21 protein-coding genes and 1 rRNA gene are annotated in these 22,667 nt (G+C 48.3%); 8 read left to right on the top strand and 14 right to left on the bottom strand.

Annotated elements, in window-relative coordinates; genetic code table 11:
* The 3 genes from PAEVO_RS31295 to gyrA form a co-directional block, all read right to left on the bottom strand.
* Positions 1–124 (bottom strand): 16S ribosomal RNA (locus tag PAEVO_RS31295); the annotation flags it as partial.
* Positions 125–421: 297 nt separating this feature from the next.
* Positions 422–1,534 (bottom strand): HD-GYP domain-containing protein, encoded by a 1,113-nt coding sequence (locus PAEVO_RS31290; protein WP_100541347.1) that lies wholly within the window; start codon positions 1,532–1,534, stop codon positions 422–424.
* Positions 1,535–1,706: 172 nt separating this feature from the next.
* A complete protein-coding gene (gene gyrA, locus PAEVO_RS31285) occupies positions 1,707–4,202 on the bottom strand; it encodes a DNA gyrase subunit A (protein WP_100541346.1) in 2,496 nt (831 codons plus the stop codon).
* Positions 4,203–4,613: 411 nt separating this feature from the next.
* Between gyrA and PAEVO_RS31280 the strand changes: the two genes are divergently transcribed.
* Positions 4,614–5,426, top strand: a complete 813-nt coding sequence (locus PAEVO_RS31280; RefSeq protein ID WP_100541345.1) for a YheC/YheD family protein — start codon at positions 4,614–4,616, stop codon at positions 5,424–5,426.
* A gap of 123 nt (positions 5,427–5,549) precedes the next feature.
* On the opposite strand, the gene gyrB is transcribed toward PAEVO_RS31280, so the two are convergent.
* From gyrB to PAEVO_RS34055, 7 genes are all read right to left on the bottom strand, one after another.
* Complete coding sequence (gene gyrB / locus PAEVO_RS31275) at positions 5,550–7,460, bottom strand: DNA topoisomerase (ATP-hydrolyzing) subunit B (protein ID WP_100541344.1); 1,911 nt, start codon at positions 7,458–7,460, stop codon at positions 5,550–5,552.
* Between the two features lie 26 nt (positions 7,461–7,486).
* Positions 7,487–7,738: an extracellular matrix regulator RemB gene (gene remB, locus PAEVO_RS31270; protein ID WP_071219299.1), complete on the bottom strand. Its 252-nt coding sequence runs from the start codon at positions 7,736–7,738 to the stop codon at positions 7,487–7,489.
* Positions 7,739–7,751: 13 nt separating this feature from the next.
* On the bottom strand, positions 7,752–8,864 hold the full coding sequence (gene recF / locus PAEVO_RS31265) for a DNA replication/repair protein RecF (protein WP_100541343.1): 1,113 nt from the start codon (positions 8,862–8,864) through the stop codon (positions 7,752–7,754).
* A 56-nt stretch (positions 8,865–8,920) separates the two neighbouring features.
* Positions 8,921–9,136: a S4 domain-containing protein YaaA gene (yaaA, locus tag PAEVO_RS31260; RefSeq protein ID WP_076326305.1), complete on the bottom strand. Its 216-nt coding sequence runs from the start codon at positions 9,134–9,136 to the stop codon at positions 8,921–8,923.
* A gap of 38 nt (positions 9,137–9,174) precedes the next feature.
* The gene (dnaN, locus tag PAEVO_RS31255; RefSeq protein WP_100541342.1) at positions 9,175–10,317 is read right to left on the bottom strand and encodes a DNA polymerase III subunit beta; all 1,143 of its coding nucleotides are present in this window, start codon (positions 10,315–10,317) and stop codon (positions 9,175–9,177) included.
* A gap of 202 nt (positions 10,318–10,519) precedes the next feature.
* On the bottom strand, positions 10,520–11,866 hold the full coding sequence (gene dnaA, locus PAEVO_RS31250; RefSeq protein WP_076326303.1) for a chromosomal replication initiator protein DnaA: 1,347 nt from the start codon (positions 11,864–11,866) through the stop codon (positions 10,520–10,522).
* A gap of 142 nt (positions 11,867–12,008) precedes the next feature.
* A complete protein-coding gene (locus PAEVO_RS34055) occupies positions 12,009–12,155 on the bottom strand; it encodes a hypothetical protein (RefSeq protein WP_165789785.1) in 147 nt (48 codons plus the stop codon).
* A gap of 404 nt (positions 12,156–12,559) precedes the next feature.
* Here PAEVO_RS34055 and PAEVO_RS34550 point away from each other — a divergent pair, with 404 nt between their 5' ends.
* A complete protein-coding gene (locus PAEVO_RS34550; protein ID WP_243391002.1) occupies positions 12,560–12,904 on the top strand; it encodes a hypothetical protein in 345 nt (114 codons plus the stop codon).
* Positions 12,905–12,927: 23 nt separating this feature from the next.
* Positions 12,928–13,113, top strand: coding sequence for a DUF6199 family natural product biosynthesis protein (locus PAEVO_RS34965; RefSeq protein ID WP_481856511.1), 186 nt, complete (start codon positions 12,928–12,930; stop codon positions 13,111–13,113).
* A 178-nt stretch (positions 13,114–13,291) separates the two neighbouring features.
* Here the strand turns inward: PAEVO_RS34965 and gntK are convergent, their stop codons facing one another.
* From gntK to gnd, 4 genes are all read right to left on the bottom strand, one after another.
* The gene (gene gntK, locus PAEVO_RS31240) at positions 13,292–14,839 is read right to left on the bottom strand and encodes a gluconokinase (protein WP_100541341.1); all 1,548 of its coding nucleotides are present in this window, start codon (positions 14,837–14,839) and stop codon (positions 13,292–13,294) included.
* Positions 14,840–14,928: 89 nt separating this feature from the next.
* The gene (locus PAEVO_RS31235) at positions 14,929–16,290 is read right to left on the bottom strand and encodes a GntP family permease (RefSeq protein ID WP_100541340.1); all 1,362 of its coding nucleotides are present in this window, start codon (positions 16,288–16,290) and stop codon (positions 14,929–14,931) included.
* A gap of 161 nt (positions 16,291–16,451) precedes the next feature.
* A complete protein-coding gene (locus PAEVO_RS31230) occupies positions 16,452–17,129 on the bottom strand; it encodes a GntR family transcriptional regulator (RefSeq protein WP_100541339.1) in 678 nt (225 codons plus the stop codon).
* A gap of 136 nt (positions 17,130–17,265) precedes the next feature.
* Positions 17,266–18,165, bottom strand: coding sequence for a phosphogluconate dehydrogenase (NAD(+)-dependent, decarboxylating) (gnd, locus tag PAEVO_RS31225; protein ID WP_100541338.1), 900 nt, complete (start codon positions 18,163–18,165; stop codon positions 17,266–17,268).
* Positions 18,166–18,619: 454 nt separating this feature from the next.
* On the opposite strand from gnd, the gene rpmH reads away from it, so the two are divergent.
* The 5 genes from rpmH (at position 18,620) to mnmE (ending at position 22,646) form a co-directional block, all read left to right on the top strand.
* Positions 18,620–18,754 (top strand): 50S ribosomal protein L34, encoded by a 135-nt coding sequence (rpmH, locus tag PAEVO_RS31220; RefSeq protein WP_006207379.1) that lies wholly within the window; start codon positions 18,620–18,622, stop codon positions 18,752–18,754.
* Positions 18,755–18,977: 223 nt separating this feature from the next.
* A complete protein-coding gene (gene rnpA, locus PAEVO_RS31215; RefSeq protein WP_100541374.1) occupies positions 18,978–19,328 on the top strand; it encodes a ribonuclease P protein component in 351 nt (116 codons plus the stop codon).
* 75 nt (positions 19,329–19,403) lie between these two features.
* Entirely contained in the window at positions 19,404–20,297 is an 894-nt protein-coding gene (locus tag PAEVO_RS31210) for a YidC/Oxa1 family membrane protein insertase (RefSeq protein WP_100541337.1), read from the top strand.
* Positions 20,294–21,082 (top strand): RNA-binding cell elongation regulator Jag/EloR, encoded by a 789-nt coding sequence (jag, locus tag PAEVO_RS31205; RefSeq protein WP_100541336.1) that lies wholly within the window; start codon positions 20,294–20,296, stop codon positions 21,080–21,082. The genes PAEVO_RS31210 and jag overlap by 4 nt, the downstream gene beginning before the upstream one ends.
* A 187-nt stretch (positions 21,083–21,269) precedes the next feature.
* On the top strand, positions 21,270–22,646 hold the full coding sequence (gene mnmE / locus PAEVO_RS31200) for a tRNA uridine-5-carboxymethylaminomethyl(34) synthesis GTPase MnmE (protein WP_100541335.1): 1,377 nt from the start codon (positions 21,270–21,272) through the stop codon (positions 22,644–22,646).
* The last annotated feature ends 21 nt before the right edge of the window (positions 22,647–22,667 follow it).

Genomic DNA, 22,667 nt, shown 5'->3' with positions numbered 1-22,667 from the left:
CGTGTTACTCACCCGTCCGCCGCTAACCTTCAGGAGTGCAAGCACTCCATCAAGTCCGCTCGACTTGCATGTATTAGGCACGCCGCCAGCGTTCGTCCTGAGCCAGGATCAAACTCTCCAATAAAGTGTTTGACTTGCTCATTTCTTAACTGACGAGAATTTGTTCAATTCTCTATTTCAACGTCCCACCAAAGTGGTTCGTTTTACTCACTCGTTGTTCAGTTTTCAAAGATCAACTTCTTCGTTACCGGTGAATCTCGTTCGCACCAGCAACTCTTATAATATATCACACTCTCAATTACTTAGCAAGCTTTTTTTTGAAAAACTTTTATTTCATTGAAAGCTGCGATATATATCCGCTCAGAAGCGGCAAGAAATAATATATCACAGCATTCCTATGTAGGTCAACCCTTTTTTAAAATCAATAAATGACTTCTTCTATATAGAGTTGGCGCTGTTGCATCAAGTTAATGATCTCTCCCTGAACCGATACCATCGGTCTCGTTGGATGCTGGGCGTCCGTAAATACGATTTCTCCCGAAGTGCCATTACTCAACCGCACTCGAGTACCTGAATGCAAGGCTGTTACCTTTTGGATGAAAGTCTGAACGATCTTTGGATCCAGCTTGCCAAAGGCCTCCAGTTGGATTTGTTCCAGCACAACATAAGGAGATTGGGCATTCCGATAGAACTTATCCAATGTCATCGCATGAAAGATATCTGTAACAGCAACGATCTTGGCGTAGATATGAATCTTGTTCCCCTCCAGCCGCAGTGGATACCCCGTGCCATCCACTTTCTCATGATGCTGGAGAGCTGCGAGCCGAACTCCTTCATTCACCGCCGCAACATTCTTGAGAATCTGATAACCGTAGGTCGTGTGCTGACGTACTTCTTCGTTCTCTTCTTCGGTAAGTTTGGAAGGTTTGTTCAACACAATCGGATCAATCTTGGCATTTCCGATATCATGCAGCAGTCCTGCAAAGGCAACCTGCATCCAATCTTTCTGCGGGAGCCCCACCCATTGTGCCAGCTTATAGGAGGAAAGGGCACATAGCACTGCACTGTGATACCGATAATCATGGCGATTGGTCATGCGTGGAATAAATTTAAGGATATGATACTCATGTTGGTGTTTTAATAAGTTGTCCATTTGATTACGAACTTCATACATTCGCAGCTCGCCCGTTATGGCGGATTGGTAACAGTTTTTGATCAGGGTCATGGTCTTGTCGTATTCCTCATGCAAGGCCAAGTCTTTTCGGACAGGTGCCTCTTCGTTCCCACTCCCCTGTTGATTCCCCGTAAAGATCAGCGACGGCTTCTGTCCGGCAGATTTTACGGTCGGTATTCTAGTGCTGTCTGCTTCAACGGATTCTACAGTAACATGGTCCACCATGAAAGCTTTCAGTACCTCTAGATCCCGGGGAAGTAAAACCTTCCCTTTTTGAAGCAAAAGGCCTCCCAGAGGCGTATGCACATCTTTGGCCAGCTTTACTCCAGCCACCACTTCATTCACGGCTTTGATCGTCATGATCAACCCTCTCCATCTATTAAGCTGCGTCATCGCAGCAAACTTCACCTTATATTATACATATTATAGTTCGTCTTTCGCGGCCTGTACAATACCAATTCCCTGTATTTGTAATCCGGTAAGCAAAAAAAGAGCATGAATGCAAATCTGCATCCATGCCCGCTATTATCGTTTAGTCTTCCGTCGGCTCAAGCGGCTCCGTGCCGTCTTGACCTTCTTCTTCCTCTTCGCCCGCTTCAGGCTCATCGCTCTTATCCGCACGGCACACGGTACCTACGGAATCATCCTCACGGATGTTGATCAGCTTCACGCCCTGAGCATAACGGCCCATGGTAGAGATGCCCTCCATGCTCGTACGGATGATGGTGCCGCTAGCCGTAATGATCATGAGATCCTCTTCCGATTTCACGACCTTAAGCGCCACAACCGGTCCATTTTTCTCCGTAATATTGATGGTCTTGATCCCTTTACCGCCACGGGTCTGGCTGCGATAGTCGCTTGCAGGCGTCCGCTTGCCGTAACCTTTGGTCGTTACAATGAGGATATCAAGTTCCTGGTCCACTACATCCATGCCAATGACTTCATCATGGTCATCCAGCGTAATCCCTTTAACCCCCGTCGCGCTTCTTCCCATCGAGCGAACATCGCTCTCCTTGAAGCGGATGGACATTCCCTGTGCCGTTCCCATAATGATCTCCTGCTGACCATCTGTCAGCTTAACCTCGATCAGGGAATCATCCTCGCGCAGGTTAATCGCAATCAGACCGCCCTTGCGGATATTGACATAATCCTCAAGCGGGGTTTTCTTAACGACACCCTGGCGCGTTGCAAAGAATAGGAAATTATCGCTGTCAAAGCTCTCCACCGGGATCACGGCATTGATCGACTCGCCCTGTTCAATCTGAATCAGGTTGATGATCGGCGTTCCGCGGGCGGTACGGCTAAGCTCTGGAATCTCATAAGCTTTCAACCGGTACGCCTTCCCTTTGTCCGTGAAGAACATCAGGTAGTGGTGGGAATTCGTGACGAAGAGATGCTCGACAAAGTCCTCGCTCTTCGTATCCATCCCCACAACGCCGCGGCCGCCTCGCTTCTGGCTGCGATAGGTGTTCGCAGGCAGACGCTTGATGTAACCGGTATGCGTAATGGTGATGATCACTTCTTCCCGTGGAATCAGATCCTCGTCCAGGATGCTGTCTTCCCCGACCGTAATTTCGGTACGGCGTTCATCAGAGAAGCGCTCCTTAATCTCTTGGAGCTCATCATTGATAATCTGAAGCACAAGATGCTCATTAGCCAAGATCTCGCGCAGTTCCGCGATTCTGGCAAGCAATTCCTGGTACTCGTTCTCAATCTTCTCGCGTTCGAGTCCGGTCAGGCGCTGCAAACGCATATCCAGAATGGCCTGCGCCTGCTCATGACTAAGACCGAAACGCTCCATCAAGCCTTCGCGAGCAGCCTCTGTGGTTTGTGACGCGCGAATGAGGGCAATAACCTCATCGAGATGATCCAGCGCAATCCGCAAACCTTCGAGAATATGGGCACGAGCTTCCGCCTTCTTCAGTTCAAACTCGGTCCGGCGACGGATAACGACGACCTGATGCTCCAAATAGTGGAACAGCACGTCACGCAGGTTCAAAATTTTCGGCTCATTGTTTACGATGGCCAGCATGTTAATACCGAAATTAGACTGCATGGCCGTATGTTTGTACAGGTTATTCAGAACGACATTCGGATTGACGTCCCGGCGCAGCTCAATAACAATCCGCATACCGTTACGGTCCGACTCGTCGCGAAGATCCGTAATGCCATCAATCCGCTTATCGCGAACCAGTTCCGCGATCTTCTCAACCAGACGAGCCTTGTTCACCTGGTACGGAATCTCGTGAACGACAATGCGCGCCTTGTTGTTATTCTCTTCAATGGTGGCCTTTGCCCGCATCGTAACGGACCCTCGCCCCGTGCGGTAGGCTTGACGAATCCCTTCACGTCCCAGAATATATCCCGCTGTCGGGAAATCCGGTCCTTGAATATAGTCCATCAGCTCCATCGGTGTGATATCCGGGTTTCGAATCATTGCCTGAACCCCATCTATAACTTCTCCGAGATTATGAGGCGGAATATTAGTAGCCATACCTACTGCAATCCCGGATACGCCGTTGACCAGCAAGTTAGGATAACGCGCAGGAAGAACGACCGGTTCCTGTTCCTCACCGTCATAGTTAGGAGCAAAGTCTACAGTCTCTTTATTAATATCACGCAGCATTTCCATCGCAATCTTCGATAAACGAGCCTCGGTATAACGCATAGCCGCTGCCATATCGCCGTCAATGGAACCGAAGTTTCCGTGTCCATCAACAAGCATATAACGCATGGAGAAGTCCTGCGCCATCCGAACCATGGATTCATAAACTGCGGAATCACCATGAGGATGGTACTTACCGATAACCTCGCCAACAATTCTTGCCGATTTCTTATGCGGTTTATCCGGGGCCATTCCAAGTTCAGACATCGCATATAAAATACGACGGTGTACTGGCTTCATTCCGTCCCGTACATCCGGCAAAGCCCGGCTGACAATGATGCTCATTGCGTAGTCCATAAAGGACTCACGCATCTCGGTACCAATGTCACGATCTTTGATTTGGGAGAAATTTTCTTCCGCCATGCTGGACCTCCTTCATTTTCCTATCAACCATGCCTTGATCTATGTGAAAAAAGCAGAATAGTGATCAGAAACCTAAAAACGCACTAACCTTTATTATATTACTTTCACAAACCGTGCACAATTAAACACGGGATGGATCAAGTGAAAGAATGATTTTTGCCCGGAAACCGGGATATACGCCCTGTCCTCCGTGCCCCTTTTCACATACAATGCATTGCACAGGACTTTTCGTATCATCACATCTTTATATTATACCACTGTTTGTCATACTTGTCCTATGTTTTCCGGGTATAAGCTCTCTTGCTGGAGATGACCCGATTCTTTCAAATCAACCGGATCGACACGAGTTTGTATTACGAGACAGGCCAAATCCTGTCACTCCCATCATACAGCTGGAAAGGATGAAGATGGTTGACTATTCAACGCGTTGCAAGCAAGTGGGCGAAAACGAAAATACTCTTGAAAAATAAAGGTCTCGCCTCTTATGTTCCCGCTACCCGCCAATATTCTTTGGAGGCGCTTGGCGACATGCTGGGCACACATACGCTTGTGTATATCAAGCCTGACCGGGGGACCTATGGCATCGGCGTCGTGTCAGTCGAGCAGCTCCATTCCCAAAACGCTGATGCCGACGAAACCCCGACTACTTCCTACAAGCTTCGTTATGAACAGAAAACCGAAATATTTACCTCCCTAGAGAGTCTCGATAAAACACTGAGCGCTTTATTTCAGGGGAAGGAGTATCTCATTCAGCAAGGCATCCACCTGCTTCGCCATAAGGACCGCCCTTTCGATCTTCGTGTGCTGACACAGAAGAGTCCTTCCGGTCAATGGGTGAGTACAGGAATAATCGGACGAGTGGCAGCCAAAAATAAAATCATTACCAACCATCACAGCGGCGGTGTGGTTCATCACTATAAACCGCTCATGCTCGAGCATATGACGGCACAAGAAGCGGAAAACATCCGAAAAGAACTGAACACGCTTGGAGTGAACGCCGCTGGGCAGCTGCAAAAATCCTATCCGAACCTGAAAGAAATCGGACTGGATGTAGCTATTGACGAACGCTGGAACATCTGGATCCTGGAGGTTAACACCAAACCTGCCCTGTTTCCGTTCAAGAAATTCTTCAAGGATCCCAGCATCTACAAGCAGGTGAAAAAATACGCCAATGCTTACGGGCGTGATTTATCCAGCAAGAAAAAAGCCAAAAAAACGGGTTAGCCAGTTCAGAACCATTGAGACCCGTTTATGTGAACGACCTCGGCCCTCCATGGTGCCATACTAAAAAAGGGCAACCCTGAGGCCTTCAACAGACCTTGGGATGCCCTTTTTTGGCTTGCAATTTTACACGTCCAGATTACGGACCGACTTCGCATGCTCTTGAATGAAATCCCGTCGGGGCTCCACGTTATCGCCCATCAGGGTATCAAACAACGTATCGGCCAGGATCGCATCTTCGATTGTCACCTGAAGCATGGTGCGGCTCTCCGGATCCATTGTCGTTTCCCACAGCTGTCCGGCGTTCATCTCGCCGAGACCTTTGTAGCGCTGTACGTTAATTTTGACGTTCTCACCGAATTCCTTTATGATCTCGTCGCGTTCTTTCTCACTGCCGGCATAACGGATCACCTTATTGCGCTCGATCTTGAAGAGAGGCGGTTGAGCGATATAGATATATCCCGCTTCTACCAGCTTACGCATGTAACGGTAGAAGAACGTCAGCAGCAAGGTACGAATATGCGCACCGTCGACATCGGCATCGGTCATAATAATGATTTTGTGGTAACGGGCCTTGGACAGATCGAAATCTTCCGCAATCCCCGTGCCCAGCGCCGTAATGATCGCCCGGATCTCCGCATTGGAGAGGATGCGGTCTAGCCGCGCCTTTTCCACGTTGAGAATTTTACCCCGAAGCGGCAAAATGGCCTGGAAATGTCGATCGCGGCCCTGCTTGGCAGATCCGCCGGCAGAGTCACCTTCGACGATGTACAGCTCACTGATGGAGGCATCCTTGGAAGAGCAGTCTGCCAGTTTACCCGGCAATGCGCTGACTTCAAGCGCACTCTTCCGGCGTGTCATCTCACGGGCTTTACGCGCCGCTTCACGAGCACGTGATGCCTGGAGCGCCTTCTCCAAGATCCGACGGGAAACCGACGGATTCTCCTGGAGGAACTCCTGCAGCTTCTCAGCGAACAAGGATTCCACAATACCGCGCACTTCACTGTTGCCGAGTTTGGTTTTGGTTTGCCCTTCAAACTGCGGCTCCGGCACTTTGACCGAGATGATTGCCGTCAATCCTTCACGGACATCGTCACCCGACAGGTTGTTGGTGTTATCTTTGATCAGTCCCGTTTTGCGGGCATAGTCATTGATGATTCGAGTGAGCGCACTCTTAAAACCGGATTCATGCGTTCCGCCTTCATGCGTGTTGATATTATTTGCAAACGAATAAATATTCTCGGTATAGCTGTCGTTATACTGAAGCGATACTTCGACCTGAATATTATCCCGTGAACCCTCAACATAGATCGGGTCTTCGTGCAGCGCTTCCTTCTTCTCATTCAGGAACTTGACGTATTCAATGATTCCGCCCTCGTATTTGAAATAGTCGGAGGCACCCGTACGTTCGTCCGTCAGCGTAAGCGCAATGCCTTTGTTGAGGAACGCCAGCTCACGAATCCGTGTCAGCAGCGTGTTGTAATCATATTCCGTTGTTTCCGTGAAAATCTCCGGATCCGGCAGGAAGGTTACGGTTGTACCGGTATCGTCGGAATCCCCGATGACCTTGATATCATATTGAGGTACGCCGCGATGATACTCCTGTTGATAGATATGCCCGTCACGTTTGACCTGAACCACGACTTTCGAAGACAGTGCATTCACAACCGAGACACCAACACCATGCAGACCGCCGGATACTTTATATCCGCCGCCGCCAAATTTACCGCCGGCATGAAGGACGGTCATAACGACTTCCAGCGTCGACTTCTTCAGTTTGGCGTTCTCGCCGACCGGAATTCCGCGCCCGTTATCGACAACGGTAACACTGTTATCCTCATGGACAATAATTTCGATATGGTCGCATATTCCCGCCATCGCTTCGTCAATACTATTGTCCACAACTTCCCATACCAAATGATGCAAACCCTTAGCACTGGTAGACCCGATATACATCCCCGGACGTTTACGAACGGCTTCCAATCCTTCCAGTACCTGAATCTGATTCTCATCATATGTCGGTTGATTCATAGACATGCCTTCACCTACTTCTACAGATTCTGTTATGCCTGAGCTACAAAATGATTTGCTCTCTTCTTAAGCGTTGCAGAGGAGATCGGAGAGTAATAGACGATCGATTTCGTCACCACAATGGATTTCGGATCTTCTTCGCCAATCATCTCCACGACTTTATGCTGCTGGGCATGCGTGACGAACTGCTTGGAGATTTTTGAAGATTTCTCTATCGAGATATCAAAAATCCCAACCAGCTCCGACGAACGGATGATCTTCTCTCCGCCCAAATGAATATACATATGGAATCACTCCTTAAGAGCCCACCTGTCCGTCATGGACATGAAAAATGCTGGCACCCTTCAATTTGTCGGTATTCAAACTCTCAATGCCCGTCGCCGTGATGAATGTCTGCACTTTGCTCTGGAATGTCTCGATCAATTGTGTCTGCCGGTACGGATCCAATTCAGAAAGCACATCATCCAGAAGCAGCACCGGATATTCACCGATCTCTTCCTGTATCAGCTCGATTTCAGCCAGTTTCAAAGATAGCGCCGTCGTCCGCTGCTGACCTTGAGATCCATACGTTTGGACTTCTTTGCCATTAATATAAAAAGCCAGATCATCTCGATGAGGACCTGCCAATGTCATACCACGCCGTATTTCTTGCTCTTTCATTTGTGATAATTTTATCATAAATGTCTCAAATAAGACAGCTTCATCTTCTTCCTCCGCGTCAGCAAAGGACGGAAGGTAGTGTAAAGAGAGCTCTTCCAGGCCGTTTGTGATTCCCTGATGGATGCTTTCAGCCCACTTTTGCAGCTTTTTTATAAATTGTTTCCTCTTCTTGACGATTTTAACACCATGTTCTGCCAATTGGCTGTTCCAAATTTCGAGCATCGCTTGTTCGGCGCTGCCCTTCCCCCATAATTGCTTCAGCAGATTGTTGCGCTGCACAAGCACCTTCTGGTATTGCTGCAGATGAAACAGGTAGCTCGGTGCCACCTGCCCGATCTCCATGTCAAGAAACCGGCGGCGAACCCCCGGCGTGCCTTTGACAATCTCCAGATCCTCGGGAGCAAACATCACGACATTGAGCGAGCCGATGAAATCGCTAAGCTTCCGCTGCTCAAGTCCGTTGATTTTTGCTTTCTTCCCCTGCTGGGACAAGCTCAGCTCCAGCTTCAAAGCCCCGTACTTGCGATCAATCTCGGCCGAGATATGGGCACTGGATTGCTCAAATCCAATCAATTCGCGATCCTTGGAGGTACGGTGGCTCTTCGTTAAAGCAAGCACGAAGAGCGCCTCCATCAAATTCGTCTTTCCCTGAGCGTTGCGTCCGATAATCAAATTAACGTCACCAAACGCCTCAAGCTGCAGCTTCTCGTAGTTTCGATAGTGCTGCAGGCTGACATTTTTGACAAACAAGCTTATCCTCTCCCTCGTCTTCCGCGCTTAGCGCCAAAGCGGCTGCGGGAGGCTGTCTATTGTGCTGCCACCTGAAACGTTCCGCAGTCCTCCACCTTAACGATGTCGCCAGGAACCAGTTTGCGTCCGCGCCGCTCTTCCTTTTCGTCGTTGACCAGAACTGCTCCTTCCTGCAGCAGGGCCTTCGCCATCCCACCTGTGGATACGCAATCTGAAAGCTTCAAGAACTGATCCAGCTTGATATATTCACTGTGGATAAATATTTGTTTCATGACTTCGTCCTTTCATCCCTATCAACATGGGGATAACTTTAATTGGCCGTACGGTACGGCAGGATAATATATTGGCTCTTGCTATCGTCGAGAGGTTTAAGAATGATCGGGCTCATAACCCCCATGAAAGCGATCATCAGCTGTTCGCTTTCAACCACCTTTAGCACGTCCAGCATATATTTCGAGTTAAACGAGATGCGCAGCGGATCCCCTTTGAAATCGATCAGATCCAATTCTTCACGCACTTTACCAAGCTCGGAGGAGCTGGAAGAAATCTCGATGCCGCCATGTTCCATCGTTTGCAGGAGAACAATGTTCGTTTTCTCCTCTTTGGAGAGCAGGTAGGCGCGGTCGATCGACTCGCTTAATTTTTTTGTGTCCAAAACGAGTTCTGTTTTATGCGATGTTGGAATAATTCTAGAAGTATCGGGATAAATGCCGTCCAGTATACGGGAATAGAACAGAACACGGTCAATTTTAAATAATACCTGATTATCGGCCACAACGATATCCACCAGCGTATTTTGATCCGGAATGATTTTGCTCAGCTCATTCAGCGTTTTACCCGCAATGACGACATTGTTGAACGAAATGTCCTGCGCATTGTCCAGCTGTGCGGAGCGAGTTGCCAATCGGTGACGGTCTGTAGCGGTAAATTTCAGCTCATTGTCGTTCAGACTCCATAATACCCCGGTCAGAATAGGCGTTGTTTCATGGGTGGAAATGGAGAATACCGTTTGCTTGATCATATTTTTCAGCAGATCTCCAGGCAAAGAAACCGTTTGGCTGTCTTCAATGTTAGGCAATACCGGGAATTCTTCCGGGTCCAAACCGACCATCTGAATTTCCGTAGCTCCCGAAGAAATAAAGGTATGGAAGTTCTCCTTTACCTCCATCTGGATTTCTTGGGAAGGGAGTTTCTTGATGATTTCAACAAAAAATTTGGCTGGCAGCACAACGCTACCAGGCTGCTCTACTTGGACGATGGTATGCTTCTCATCTTCCGCAGGAATAAACGATTGAATGGAAATATCAGTATCGCTAGCCGTTAGTGTGACACCCGAATACGTGACATCCAGTTTAATGCCGCTGAGGATCGGAATCGTGGTTCGGCTGGAAATCGCCTTGGATACGTGTTGAATGGATTCGTTTAATACATTTTTTAATATGCTGATTTTCATCAATTTCACTCCTTACGGAAAAATGAGAGGGGTTTTTTCACTTGGCGAAGGCCAAGAGGATCCCCCTCTTTATGGTTAAATTATTTATTAATTATTATTAGTAATAGTAATAGGGGCACTGAATATGTGGATAAGCTCCAGAAAAGGCATAAAATTAAGCCTATCCACATGTGTATAGATTGTGCATAGGCTTTGAACTTGTTCAGGTTGGATTTTTGATTTTCTCCGTAATATTATTGACCACTTTGAACAGCTCTTGGTCATTTTTCAGAGATTGGGTAATCTTCTCATGGGCATGGATGACAGTGGTATGATCCCGGCCTCCGAATGCTTCTCCAATCTTGGGAAGGGAATAGTCGGTTAATTCGCGGGATAGGTACATGGCAATTTGCCGCGGAAACGCGACGGCTTTGGTCCGCTTGCGGGCTTTAAAGTCTTCCAGCCTCAGGTTGTAATACTCGCCGACCTTTTGCTGGATGTCCTGAATCGTAATCATTCTCGGCCGACTGGACGGAATAATATCCTTCAGGGCTTCGGCTGCCAGATGCGTTGTTACGTCCTGATTGGTCAGGGAGGAATAGGCAACGACACGGATAAGGGCACCTTCGAGCTCACGAATGTTCGTATCGATCTGATTGGCGATATACATCATGGCTTCGTTCGGAATATCCAGATTCTCGGCCTTCGCTTTTTTGCGAAGGATAGCGATCCGCGTCTCCAGATCCGGCGGTTGAATATCGGTGATCAATCCCCATTCGAACCGGGAACGGAGCCGTTCTTCCAGCGTCGGTATCTCCTTGGGCGGACGGTCACTGGATATGATAATCTGCTTCCGCTCTTCGTGCAGGGCGTTAAACGTATGGAAAAATTCCTCCTGCGTCGATTCTTTGCCTGCCAAGAACTGAATATCGTCAATGAGCAGAATATCGACGCTACGGTACTTGTTGCGGAAGCTTTCAGCGCGGTTGTCCCGAATGGAGTTGATGAACTCGTTGGTGAATTTCTCGGAGGAAATATACACGACTCTACTGCTGGGATTGTGCTCCAAAATATAATGGCCGATGGCATGCATCAAGTGCGTCTTTCCAAGTCCAACTCCACCATATAGGAATAATGGGTTATACGCCTTAGCCGGAGCTTCGGCAACAGCGAGCGAGGCAGCATGCGCGAACCGGTTGCCCGAACCGATGACAAAGGTATCAAACGTATACTTCGGATTCAGCATATGGGACTGAATTTCTTCCCCGGATATTTCAAGCGGCGGCGAGGGCTGCTGCGGAACAGGTTCATGTCCTTTAGCCTCTTCAATAACGAAGCGGACATCCACCTGCTTGCCCACCACCTCCAATACGGTTGCACTAACCAGCTTGGTGTATCGGCTCTCCAGCCATTCTACAGCAAACGTTGTCGGTGCAGAAATGACGACGGAGTGATCGTTAATGGTCAATGCCTTGGTCGCTTTAAACCAAGTGTCAAAACTCGGTTTACTCAGCTTGGTTTGTATGATCGATAATATTTCTTGCCATAATTCGGAAGTATGGCTTTCCAAAACTGTCACTCCTTTAAATCTTCCAAATGTGGCTAGAGCCATGTGTGGAATTGTCGAAAGAAAATGAATGATGTCTAATTATCCCCAGAACTAACTCCTGTGGAAACAAAAAAATATGGATAAATTGAAATTGTTCACAACTTTATCCACAGCCTGTTGATAATATTATATCTTCATTCACATATTCACAACCAAAAGTAATATCATCATAGCAAAAGAAGGCCTTATTTTCAATGTATGTCGCTAATTTATCCACAAATTCAATACGTTGTGCATAATTTTTATTCACACCACTATATATTGTTTATAATTTGTTTAGCCTTCGACATCATTGGCCTCAAAACGCAAAAAATTATTCACAGGTTGTCCGATTCGCAAGCAGAATTTTCTTCCCTCACCATCTGTTCATAACTTATGGTTGAATGTTCTAGCAGCCAATAAATCGACCAAAGGTGAAAAATGACTGTGGATAGTCTTCAAATGGAATCTATCGATTCCATTTGAGGGCTTTTTTGAAGAGATAAGAGAGTATGAACATCCGAGGCTTAGCATCCTTATCTCGCACGATGGGTGTCGTATAACGGCGGTTAATCTGAGGGACTCAAGTTGGAAATAGACAGATAACACGTTCGCTTTGCAACCTTTTTGCGCTGGGACCGTATGATTAGAAAAATCGGGACGGGGGAACCACGGATGCAGACGAAAGGGAAGGTCTTGAATTGGAGAAGAATAGGGGGACTACTCGCTCTGACCGCTACATTGGTTCTTATTACCGTGTGGGCCCAAGACTATTATTCGAAGAAAGTGTTTTATATGGAGGGACTAAAGTACGCCAAATATGCCGATTCGGGAAGCGGGAGCAGCGAATATAGGACATCATTTGGCCGCGGCGAGCCGATTTATGTTCATACTTGTGCAGAAAATAAACGGGTTGAGATTGCGGGCGAGGTATATGAAATCCGGAAGAGCCTCACTATTTTCCGACAGAGCTTGCAAAGGCTGCCGACGAGCAGTTTCATGACCCTAATGGCAGCGTAGGATTCTTCATATTGGCGCTCGTGATGCTGGTCTATGCCTGGTGCGGATTCCGTTATGAAGCCTTTCAACGCTTTATATTTCATATGTCGCCCTCGAATCTGATGATTGATCATCCGGAGCCCAGCGATTTCTACTTCTTTATGTGTAAGGCAGGGGGGATTTTCGGTATGGGATTCGCGTTGTGGATATTTTTTGCGCAGGCATTATGACAAAAAGAGCCCGTTTTCGCCATGGATCGGATCCATCGAAAACGGGCTTTTACTTAAGGTAACAGAAGTATAAACTTCGAAGCATGGCCTATCTGATATCGCAAGAAAAACAACATCTACACGTGGTCTGTCTTCTCTGGAATGTTCGTCGATAGACGTTTTTCTTACTATAGTAAGCTTACGATTGCTCGAATCGACGCTGGAATTCGGTAATGGCTTCATAATCTTCCTCCAGCTTCCGCGAAATGCGGATAAAGATCGGCAGCAGAGACTTATAAACATCCGAACTTTCCTTCACAGGCTGGTGTTCATGGGTGCCGCCGACCATCGTCTCTACAATGTCGAGTGAATCCGCTCTTCCTGTAGCATACAGACCAAGGACTACTGCGCCAAGGCAAGAGCTCTCGTAGCTCTCCGGCACGATCACCTGCTGGTCAAAAATATCCGCCATCATCTGCCGCCAGATCGGTGAACGGGCGAAACCGCCGGTGGCATGGATTTTGGCCGGCCGGCCGATTTGTTCCTCCATCGCTAGCAAAACGGTATACATATTAAAGATCACGCCCTCCAGAACGGAGCGGATCATATGCTCTTTTTTATGATTCAGGGTTAAACCAAAGAACGATCCACGGGCATTCGGATCCCACAACGGCGCGCGTTCTCCTGTCAGGTACGGGTGGAATAGCAGTCCGTTCGAGCCTGGCGGAATACGGTCCGCGATTTTGGTGAGTACATCATACGAATTGATGCCGAGCCGCTTGGCCGTTTCAACCTCGGAGGCGGCAAATTCATCGCGAACCCAGCGGAAAATCATGCCGCCGTTGTTGACCGCGCCCCCGATGACCCAGTGCTTCTCCGTTAATGCGTAGCAGAAAATCCGTCCCTTCGGATCGGTCACCGGCTTGTCAACAACCGTACGGATGGCACCGCTCGTACCGATGGTAGCGGCAACGACTCCCGGCTTTATGGCATTCACGCCGAGGTTCGACAGCACGCCGTCGGCAGCTCCAAGCACGAAAGGGGTGGAAGTGGAGAGCCCCATGGCTGCGGCATACTCACTTTTTAGGCCTTCCATGATATGTGTAGTTGGTACGATCGTAGATAAATGGTCCTCCGTGATGCCAGCGAGCTCCAGTGCCTGCTGGTCCCAAGCCAGGGCTTCGAGGTTCATCATACCGGTACTGGAGGCAATGGAGTGGTCTACAATATACTGGCCAAATAGTTTGAAATAAACATATTCTTTAATCGAAATGAATTTGGCTGCTTGATGAAAGAGGGAGGGCAGCTCATGGCGCATCCACATCAGCTTGGTCACAGGGGACATCGGATGAATCGGAGTTCCGGTTCTAAGATACAGCTCCATGCCGCCGAGTTCCTTTTTGAGCTTTGCAGACCAGGCAGCACTGCGGTTGTCGGCCCAAGTAATGCAGCGAGTCAAAGGGGTACCTTGGCTATCTACGGCAATGACGCTGTGCATGGCCGCGCTGAAAGAAACAAATAGTACTTGAGCTGGATCAATCCCGCTCTGCGTCATAACCCCTTGGACAGAGGAAATGACGGTCTGAAAGATTTGCTCCGGATCTTGCTCCGCCGTAGAGGGAGTGGGGGTGAGCAGTGGATATTCACCACCGGCTTTAGCAACAACCTCACCATTCTCCTTAAATAGCACGGCCTTGGTGCTGGTTGTTCCGATATCGACACCGATCATATAGTTCTGAGTACTCATGAGACATACCTTCTTTCTACGTAAGGGCACCCGGTTCGCTGTTTAAAATATCAGCATTCCAAGGAGCCCCCATGTGTCTTATTGCTTCATTATACAATTACATTGAGAACCAGAGCCAACACCAGTCCGGTCAGGGATAGGATCGTCTCCATCACGGTCCAGGATTTCAGCGTCTGAGCTACCGTCATGTTAAAGAATTCTTTTACCATCCAGAAGCCGGCATCGTTTACATGTGACAGTACGATGGAGCCTGCCCCGGTAGCGAGTACGACAAGCTCTACGTTGGCGCCAGGCGTCATGGCAAGCACAGGAGCGACAATCCCTGCGGCGGTCGTCATGGCTACGGTAGCGGAACCGGTTGCAACCCGAATGAGTGCAGCCACAAGCCACGCGAACAGGATGACATTGATATTTGCACCGGTTGCAATTTCGGCAATGGCATTGCCGACGCCGCTGTTGATCAGAACCTGTTTGAATGCACCGCCCGCACCGATGATCAGAATGATCGTAGCAATCGGAGCAAGGCATTCGCTGGTGAAGCGGGATAGATCATGTTTATTAAAGCCGCGTGCGAATCCCAGCGAGTAGAAGGAGAAGACTGCAGCTATGAGCAATGCAATGATTTCATGACCGATAAATTTGCAGAACACGGATATCATGCTTGTGGATTCCGGATCGATAATATCAGCTGCGGAACCGATGAGCATCAGAATGACCGGCAGCAAGATGGTAAACAACGTGATGCCGAAGCCGGGCAATCGGCGATCGGCTTGGCTTGAAAACTGCTCGGCAAGCTCCTCGGGCGGCTCGGTTCGGATTCGTTTGCCGATGAATTTACCGAACACCGGGCCAGCCAGTATCGCTGCGGGAATCCCAACCAGGAACGAGTAAAGTATTGTCATGCCAAGGTCCGCATCATATGCTTTAATAGCAATCATCGGAGCGGGATGCGGAGGCACCAAACCGTGAACGGTGGACAGTCCGGCCAAAATCGGAATGCCGATGTGCAGCAGAGACATTTTCGTTTTGCGTGCAACCGTGAAGACAATAGGAATCAAAAGGATGACGCCCACCTCGAAAAATACGGGAATACCGACGATAAAACCGACAATCATCATGGACCAATGGACCCGCTTTTCGCCGAAGCGGTCAACGAGTGTGGTCGCGATTTGCTCGGCGCCTCCGGATTCGGCCATCATTTTTCCGAGCATGGTACCAAGGGCGATTACGATGGCAATCGTTCCAAGCGTTCCCCCCAGCCCGCCGGTTATTGAAGTAATAACATCCGCAGGCTGCATGCCCGTCAATAGACCAAGGATTAGTGCGGAGATCAGTAGGGTCACGAAAGGATTCCATTTATATTTGGAAATCAGCACGATCAGGAAGACGATCGTCAGCAGTGTCCAGATCATTAAGGTAGCATTATGACTGAGACCGAATAGTGAATTCATATCTTGCTTCCTCCTATAGATTACCCATTTGAATTGGGAAATGGTTAATATCGGGCTGTTCTGCGGTAGTATACCCAAAACAAAAGCGAATTCTATTGTATACTTGTCGACAAGTTAGAGCGTGCACATTCAATGTCGGGGCGGAGGAAGGGAGGATTAAGCTAACCCTCCGGAAAACTAAGATGAAGCGTCTGACGGGAATCATCGAAGTAATGCTGAACCGCCGTTTGAATCCGTGCAGGATCCAGGGATTCCATCTCTGCAATAAGCTGAAGATGCTTGTCCATGACATACCGAATCTTGGTGCCTCCGCCACCAAACACCTGACGGGTCGTAATTAACATGACCGTGATCACGATAGGGCGAATGCTCTTCCATAGATGAAGAATCCTTTTATGATTCGCTTCCGTAATGATCCGTTCATGAAAAGCCAAATCCTGATAGGAGAATTCAACCGGGTCCTGATGTTTGGCGGCAAGCTCCATCCGATCAACGATTTGTTTTAAATGTTGGATTAATTCCGGCTGGGGATTCGCAAACACCTGGCCTTGAACAAAGCTCTCGATAAGAAAACGGACATCGTATAATTCCTCTACTTCCTTAAGCGATAAGCCCATGACAACGGCGCCCATGCGCTCCAATTGGATCAATCCTTCGCTGGACAGCGTTTTCATTGCTTCCCGCACAGGAGATCGGCTGGTGCCGAATTCACCTGCAATCCGGTTCTCGGACAGGATTTCTCCGCGCTTGATGGTACCGCTAATAATCTGCAATCTCAGTTCACTGGCGATGGCCTCTCCGAGAGAGGCTCCCTGAAGCCACGTTGAGGGAAATTTCATAGCCTAATTCTCCAATCCGTTACTGATTCTAATTTTCTCTAGTGGTAATGATACCACATCGAAAGGATAAGGGACCATGATGAGGCCATGACATCGATGCCCTTAAGAAACAGCAGGTAATAGAAGAAAATGAATGTTATTCCGATTTCTCAACCGCATGACCGCCGAATTCATTACGCAGGGCTGCAACGACTTTGCCGTGGAACGTATCTTGGTCAAGGGAGCGATAGCGCATGAACAGCGACATGGCGATGACGGGTGCGCTGGCTTGAACCTCAAGTGCCGTTTCAACGGTCCACTTACCTTCGCCGGACGATTTCATTACGCCTTTGATGCCATCCAGCTTCGGATCCTTGGAAAATGCGTTTTGCGTCAGCTCCATGAGCCAACTGCGAATGACGGATCCATTGGACCATACCCGCGCGACATCCTCATAGTTGAAATCGAACGCGCTTTTTTCCAATACTTCAAAGCCTTCCGCAATGGATTGCATCATGCCGTATTCGATTCCGTTATGGACCATCTTCAGAAAATGGCCGCTGCCGCTTTCACCGGCATACAAGTAACCGTTCTCGACAGCCATATCCTTAAATAGGGGCTCAATGCTGTTGAATACGTCGCGGTTGCCCCCAATCATAAAGCAGCCACCATGATGAGCGCCTTCCATACCGCCGGAAGTGCCGGCATCAAAATAATGAATGCCTTGATCCGCCAGCCGCGCTGCACGGGCTTTGGAATCTTTATAATGCGAGTTGCCGCCGTCAATTAGAATGTCGCCGGACTCCAGGAGTGGGGTGAGGGAATCGATGACGGAATCCACGATATTTCCGGCTGGCACCATCATCCATACGATGCGGGGTTTTTCCAGTTTGGCAACGAGCCATTCAGTTGATGCTGCCGCTTCGGCACCGCACTGGGCAGCTTGATCGACCAATTCCGTATTTAAGTCGTAAGCTACGACCTGATGCTGATGATGGATCAGATTCTGAACCAGATTGAGGCCCATTTTCCCCAGACCGATCATGCCTATTTTCATAAAACAATGCAGCTCCTTCTTGGGTGTATACTTGTATACAACTTAAATTCAATTATTTATACTACTCCTTTATAGCTCTTGTGTAAATAAGGGGCATTTGAGGGATGAAAGAGATTATATTGATCGAAAAATGACATCCACAACCTATTTAAATAGGTTATCCCCATGTGGATAATTCAAAACTAGCAATAATGACTACTTGTGGAAAACTTAAGTGCTTGCTGAAGTTAAGATAGGTTTGACTTTTGGGCCTGAACGTGATTAAATGTATAAAGGCATTTTCTGTGAAGATGAGAACATTATCCGCTACCATTTAGCGGTCTGTTTACAAGAGATACGTCCATAGACGTCGGTTCAACAAATCGCGGTCTATTCTTCCGTGAAAGTGCGTCGATTGACGTTATGATCTTAAAATATGGGTAAGACAGATTCCTGTAAGGGGGTGCATTAATTCATGAGACCGACGTTCAAACCGAATGTAAGCAAACGTAAAAAGGTACATGGCTTCCGTAAAAGAATGAGCACGAAGAACGGACGCAAAGTATTGGCTAACCGCCGTCAAAAAGGCAGAAAAGTACTGAGCGCGTAATATTGTGCCACGAAGACCACCGAGGTGGTCTTTTTTTCGTAATATCTCCTGCAGTGTGAGGAGTTTCCTTTGAAACCGGCAGAATATAAGCTACATTGAGTGGTAACGTATTGCAATTGAGGTGTTTAGCGCGGTTTTGGCATGCCTATACTATTATAATAGAAGATATGCCAATGCAGCGCAGGATGTAATGAACTTGATTAACGGCAGGGCGGGAGAACTTGTGCATAGAAAACTTCGTTTACGGAACCGCGCTGATTTCAGCCGGGTATATCGACACGGAAAGTCCTTCGCCAATCATCAATTTGTTGTATATTGGTCACGCAAAAAAGAGGTAGAGCAGTTTCGCGTTGGCGTTTCATGCAGCAAAAAGATCGGCAATGCGGTTGTCCGCAACCGGATGAGACGGCTGGTTAAAGAGATTGTCAGGCTCCATCAGCATCAGATTATCGAGCATGTTGATCTGATCTTCATCGTTCGAAAGGGAGCGCTCGATAAGTCTTATCAGGAGCTGGAGAAAAGCGTGCTTCATGTATTGAGGAAATCGTCCCTTTTGAAAGCGAAGAGGGGCTGAACCATGTGTTTATTTGTCCATATAAATATGTTATGATTTACCGTGGAATGGAATGGCGAAGAGAGGGGTTTTGAAGTGTCGTTCATGAAGACAAGACGAGGAAAATGGTTCCTCCTCACCGCTGTAATACTTGCAGTGGCCGTTATATCAGGTTGTGCGCCTGGTGGAGCTGACCAAACGCGTACCATTGAAGATTTGAAAAATGGAGGCTTTTGGCAGAGCAACGTTGTTTATTACTTTACATGGGCACTTGATACGTTTGCTACATGGTTTAACGGTGAATACGGATTGTCCGTACTCGTGATGGTGCTTATCGTCCGTACCTTGATTTTACCGCTGACTCTGAAACAGGTCAGAAGCTCGAAGGCAATGCAGGCCATTCAGCCTGAAATTCAGAAAATTCGCGAGAAATATAAAGATCAACCTGAAAAAGTTCAAATGGAAACGATGAAGCTCTTCCAGGAGAATAAGGTTAATCCGATGGCGGGATGTTTGCCGCTGATCGTACAAATGCCGATATTTATCGCACTCTATCATTCGATTTACTATAACAATCTCCTTCGTGATCACGAATTCCTGTGGCTGCAATTAGGCCAACCGGACAAGCTGTTTATTTTGCCGGTGCTTGCTGCTGCAACCACTTATTTCCAAACAAAAATGATGATGAAGATGAACCCGTCTCCGCAAATGGGGATGATGCAGTTCATGCTGTTCGTTTATCCGATTCTGATCTTTGTAATGTCCTTCCAGTTCCCTTCAGCACTTCCGTTGTACTGGTTCTACAGTAACCTCTACACGATCATGCAGAACTACTTCTTGTACCGCAACAATGACAAGGCTGCTGTCGTGGCAAGCGTTGCCAGCGCAACCGACGGTCAGAAGAGCAATAAGAGCGGTAACAAGGGCGGGAAAAAGAGTGGCAGCAAAGGCGGGAAAAAAGGTTCGAAGGGAGCCAAGAAGTCGAGATGAGTAAAATCGTCGCAACAGGAAAAACCATTGAAGATGCTGTCGCACAAGGGCTGGCCCGATGGGGTGTAAGTCAAGACCGTGTATCGGTTCAAGTATTGAGTCAGCCATCAAGAGGATTCCTGGGCCTGTTCGGGGTCAAGGAAGCGAAAGTCGAACTAACGCTCCTGCCTGACGGTGCCGGCGGCGATTCATCTGTGAAGGAAGAACCTCCTACGAACGCGCAAGCTGTTCCGGCCAAAGTGGTTCAGGTCTCGAATACCTCGGTAATGACGCAGGAACCTGCTGCTGTCAGGACAGAGATAGAGAACCCTGGCACAGCTTCGTTTGAAGGCAAGGATCCTTACCAGGAAGCCATCACCTTTCTGATTGAAACCGGACAAGCCATGGGGCTAGATATTTCGGTTGAGGTTGAGAAGGGAAAAGACTTTACCACGCTTCAAATTTCCGGCGCCGGACTTGGACTAATGATCGGGCGCAGAGGTCAGACCCTGGATGCCCTTCAATATCTGGCGAATATCGTAGCTAACCGTTACTCCGACAGCTATCTTCGCATCGTACTGGATGCCGAGAACTTCCGCGACCGTCGCAAGAAGACGCTGGAGGATCTGGCGGATCGGTTAGCGGGACGGGTTCTGAAGACCCGTAAAGAGATTGTGCTTGAGCCTATGCCTGCTGCTGAGCGGAAGGTAATTCACGCCAAACTCCAGTCGCATGGAGCCGTGAAGACGTACAGCAAAGGCGAAGAGCCGAACCGGCGGGTTGTCATTACACCCAAGTCGTCCTAAATGAGTTGAAGAGTATATATAAACAATGACTCCTTAAGCTTCAAGAGGGAGTCATTGTTTTTTAAAGAGACCTATACGGAAAGACTTTGGCAGGAGGTTTTTCTTAAGAAAATAGATCAAGCAGCGGGTAGTACACCGTATGGGTGTAATCCCGAGGTTTTTTAAATAGAAAGAGGTGAAGGAAACGATGTTTAGCGATACGATTGCAGCCATTTCTACGGCAGTCGGTGAAGGCGGCATCGCGATTATTCGCGTCAGCGGGCCGGACTCCGTTCAGGAAGTGGAGCGTATATTCAAAAGCAAAAACAAGTTAACGCAAGTGGAGTCCCATACCGTTCATTACGGTCATATTGTGGATCCGAAAACGGGGGAAAACCTCGAAGAGGTGCTCGTGACCGTGATGCGTGCCCCTCGTTCGTTCACGACCGAGGATGTTGTCGAGATCAGCGCTCATGGTGGCGTCATCTCCGTCAAGCGGGTCATGGATCTGCTGCTTCAATTAAACATCCGTTTGGCGGAACCCGGTGAATTTACGAAGCGTGCTTTCTTAAATGGCCGGATTGATCTGTCCCAGGCGGAAGCCGTTATGGACCTGATTCGTTCGAAATCCGATCGCGCCTTTTCCGTTGCCCTCAAGCAGGTTGAAGGAACGTTATCCCGTAAGATCAACGAGCTGCGGCATACCTTGGTCGAAACGCTGGCCCATATCGAAGTGAATATTGATTATCCTGAGCATGACGTGGAGTCGCTTACTTCGGAATTCATTAAAGAGAAAAGCCAGCTTGTTATGGGGGAAATTGATAAGCTGCTAAAGACCGCGCAAGAAGGGAAGATCCTGCGTGAAGGGATTACGACAGCGATTATCGGTCGCCCCAATGTGGGCAAATCCTCGCTTCTGAACACGCTGGCCCAGGATAATCGCGCGATTGTCACGGATATACCAGGAACGACTCGCGATGTGATTGAGGAATTTGTCACCATTAACAACATTCCGTTGAAGCTGCTCGATACCGCGGGCATCCGGGAAACGATGGATGTGGTCGAGCAGATCGGCGTTGAACGATCCAAGCATGCGGTCAACGAAGCGGATCTCATTCTGCTCGTGCTGAATGCCAACGAACCGCTGCATCAGGACGAATTGGAATTGATGGAACAAATACGCGGTAGACAATGTATTGTCATTATGAATAAAATGGACTTACCGTCTAATCTCGATCTGGACATTCTGCATCGGTACTACCCCGATGAATTGATTGTTCCGATGTCGGTGAAGGCACAAGAGGGGATTGACCGGTTGGAAGAGGCCATATCCAACTTGTTCTTCAGCGGCCGGATTGAAGGCGGAGATCTGACCTATGTGAGCAATGTGCGACATATCGCTTTGCTGAAGAAATCCAAGCAGTCGCTGCAGGATGCTTACGATGCGGCTGAACAGCTCATTCCGATCGATATGATCCAAATTGATGTGAGAATGGCCTGGGAGCAGTTAAGTGAGATATTGGGCGAAGCGGTTGGCGATTCGCTCATTGATCAGATTTTTTCACAGTTTTGCTTGGGTAAATAAGCTCCAACGATTACTATATAT

It is taken from the genome of Paenibacillus sp. GM2FR, assembly GCF_002803325.1.
GTDB classification, from domain to species: Bacteria; Bacillota; Bacilli; order Paenibacillales; family Paenibacillaceae; genus Paenibacillus_AQ; species Paenibacillus_AQ lautus.
The sequence above is the reverse complement of the archived record's forward strand: the minus strand, read 5'-3'. Positions and strand labels throughout refer to the sequence as shown.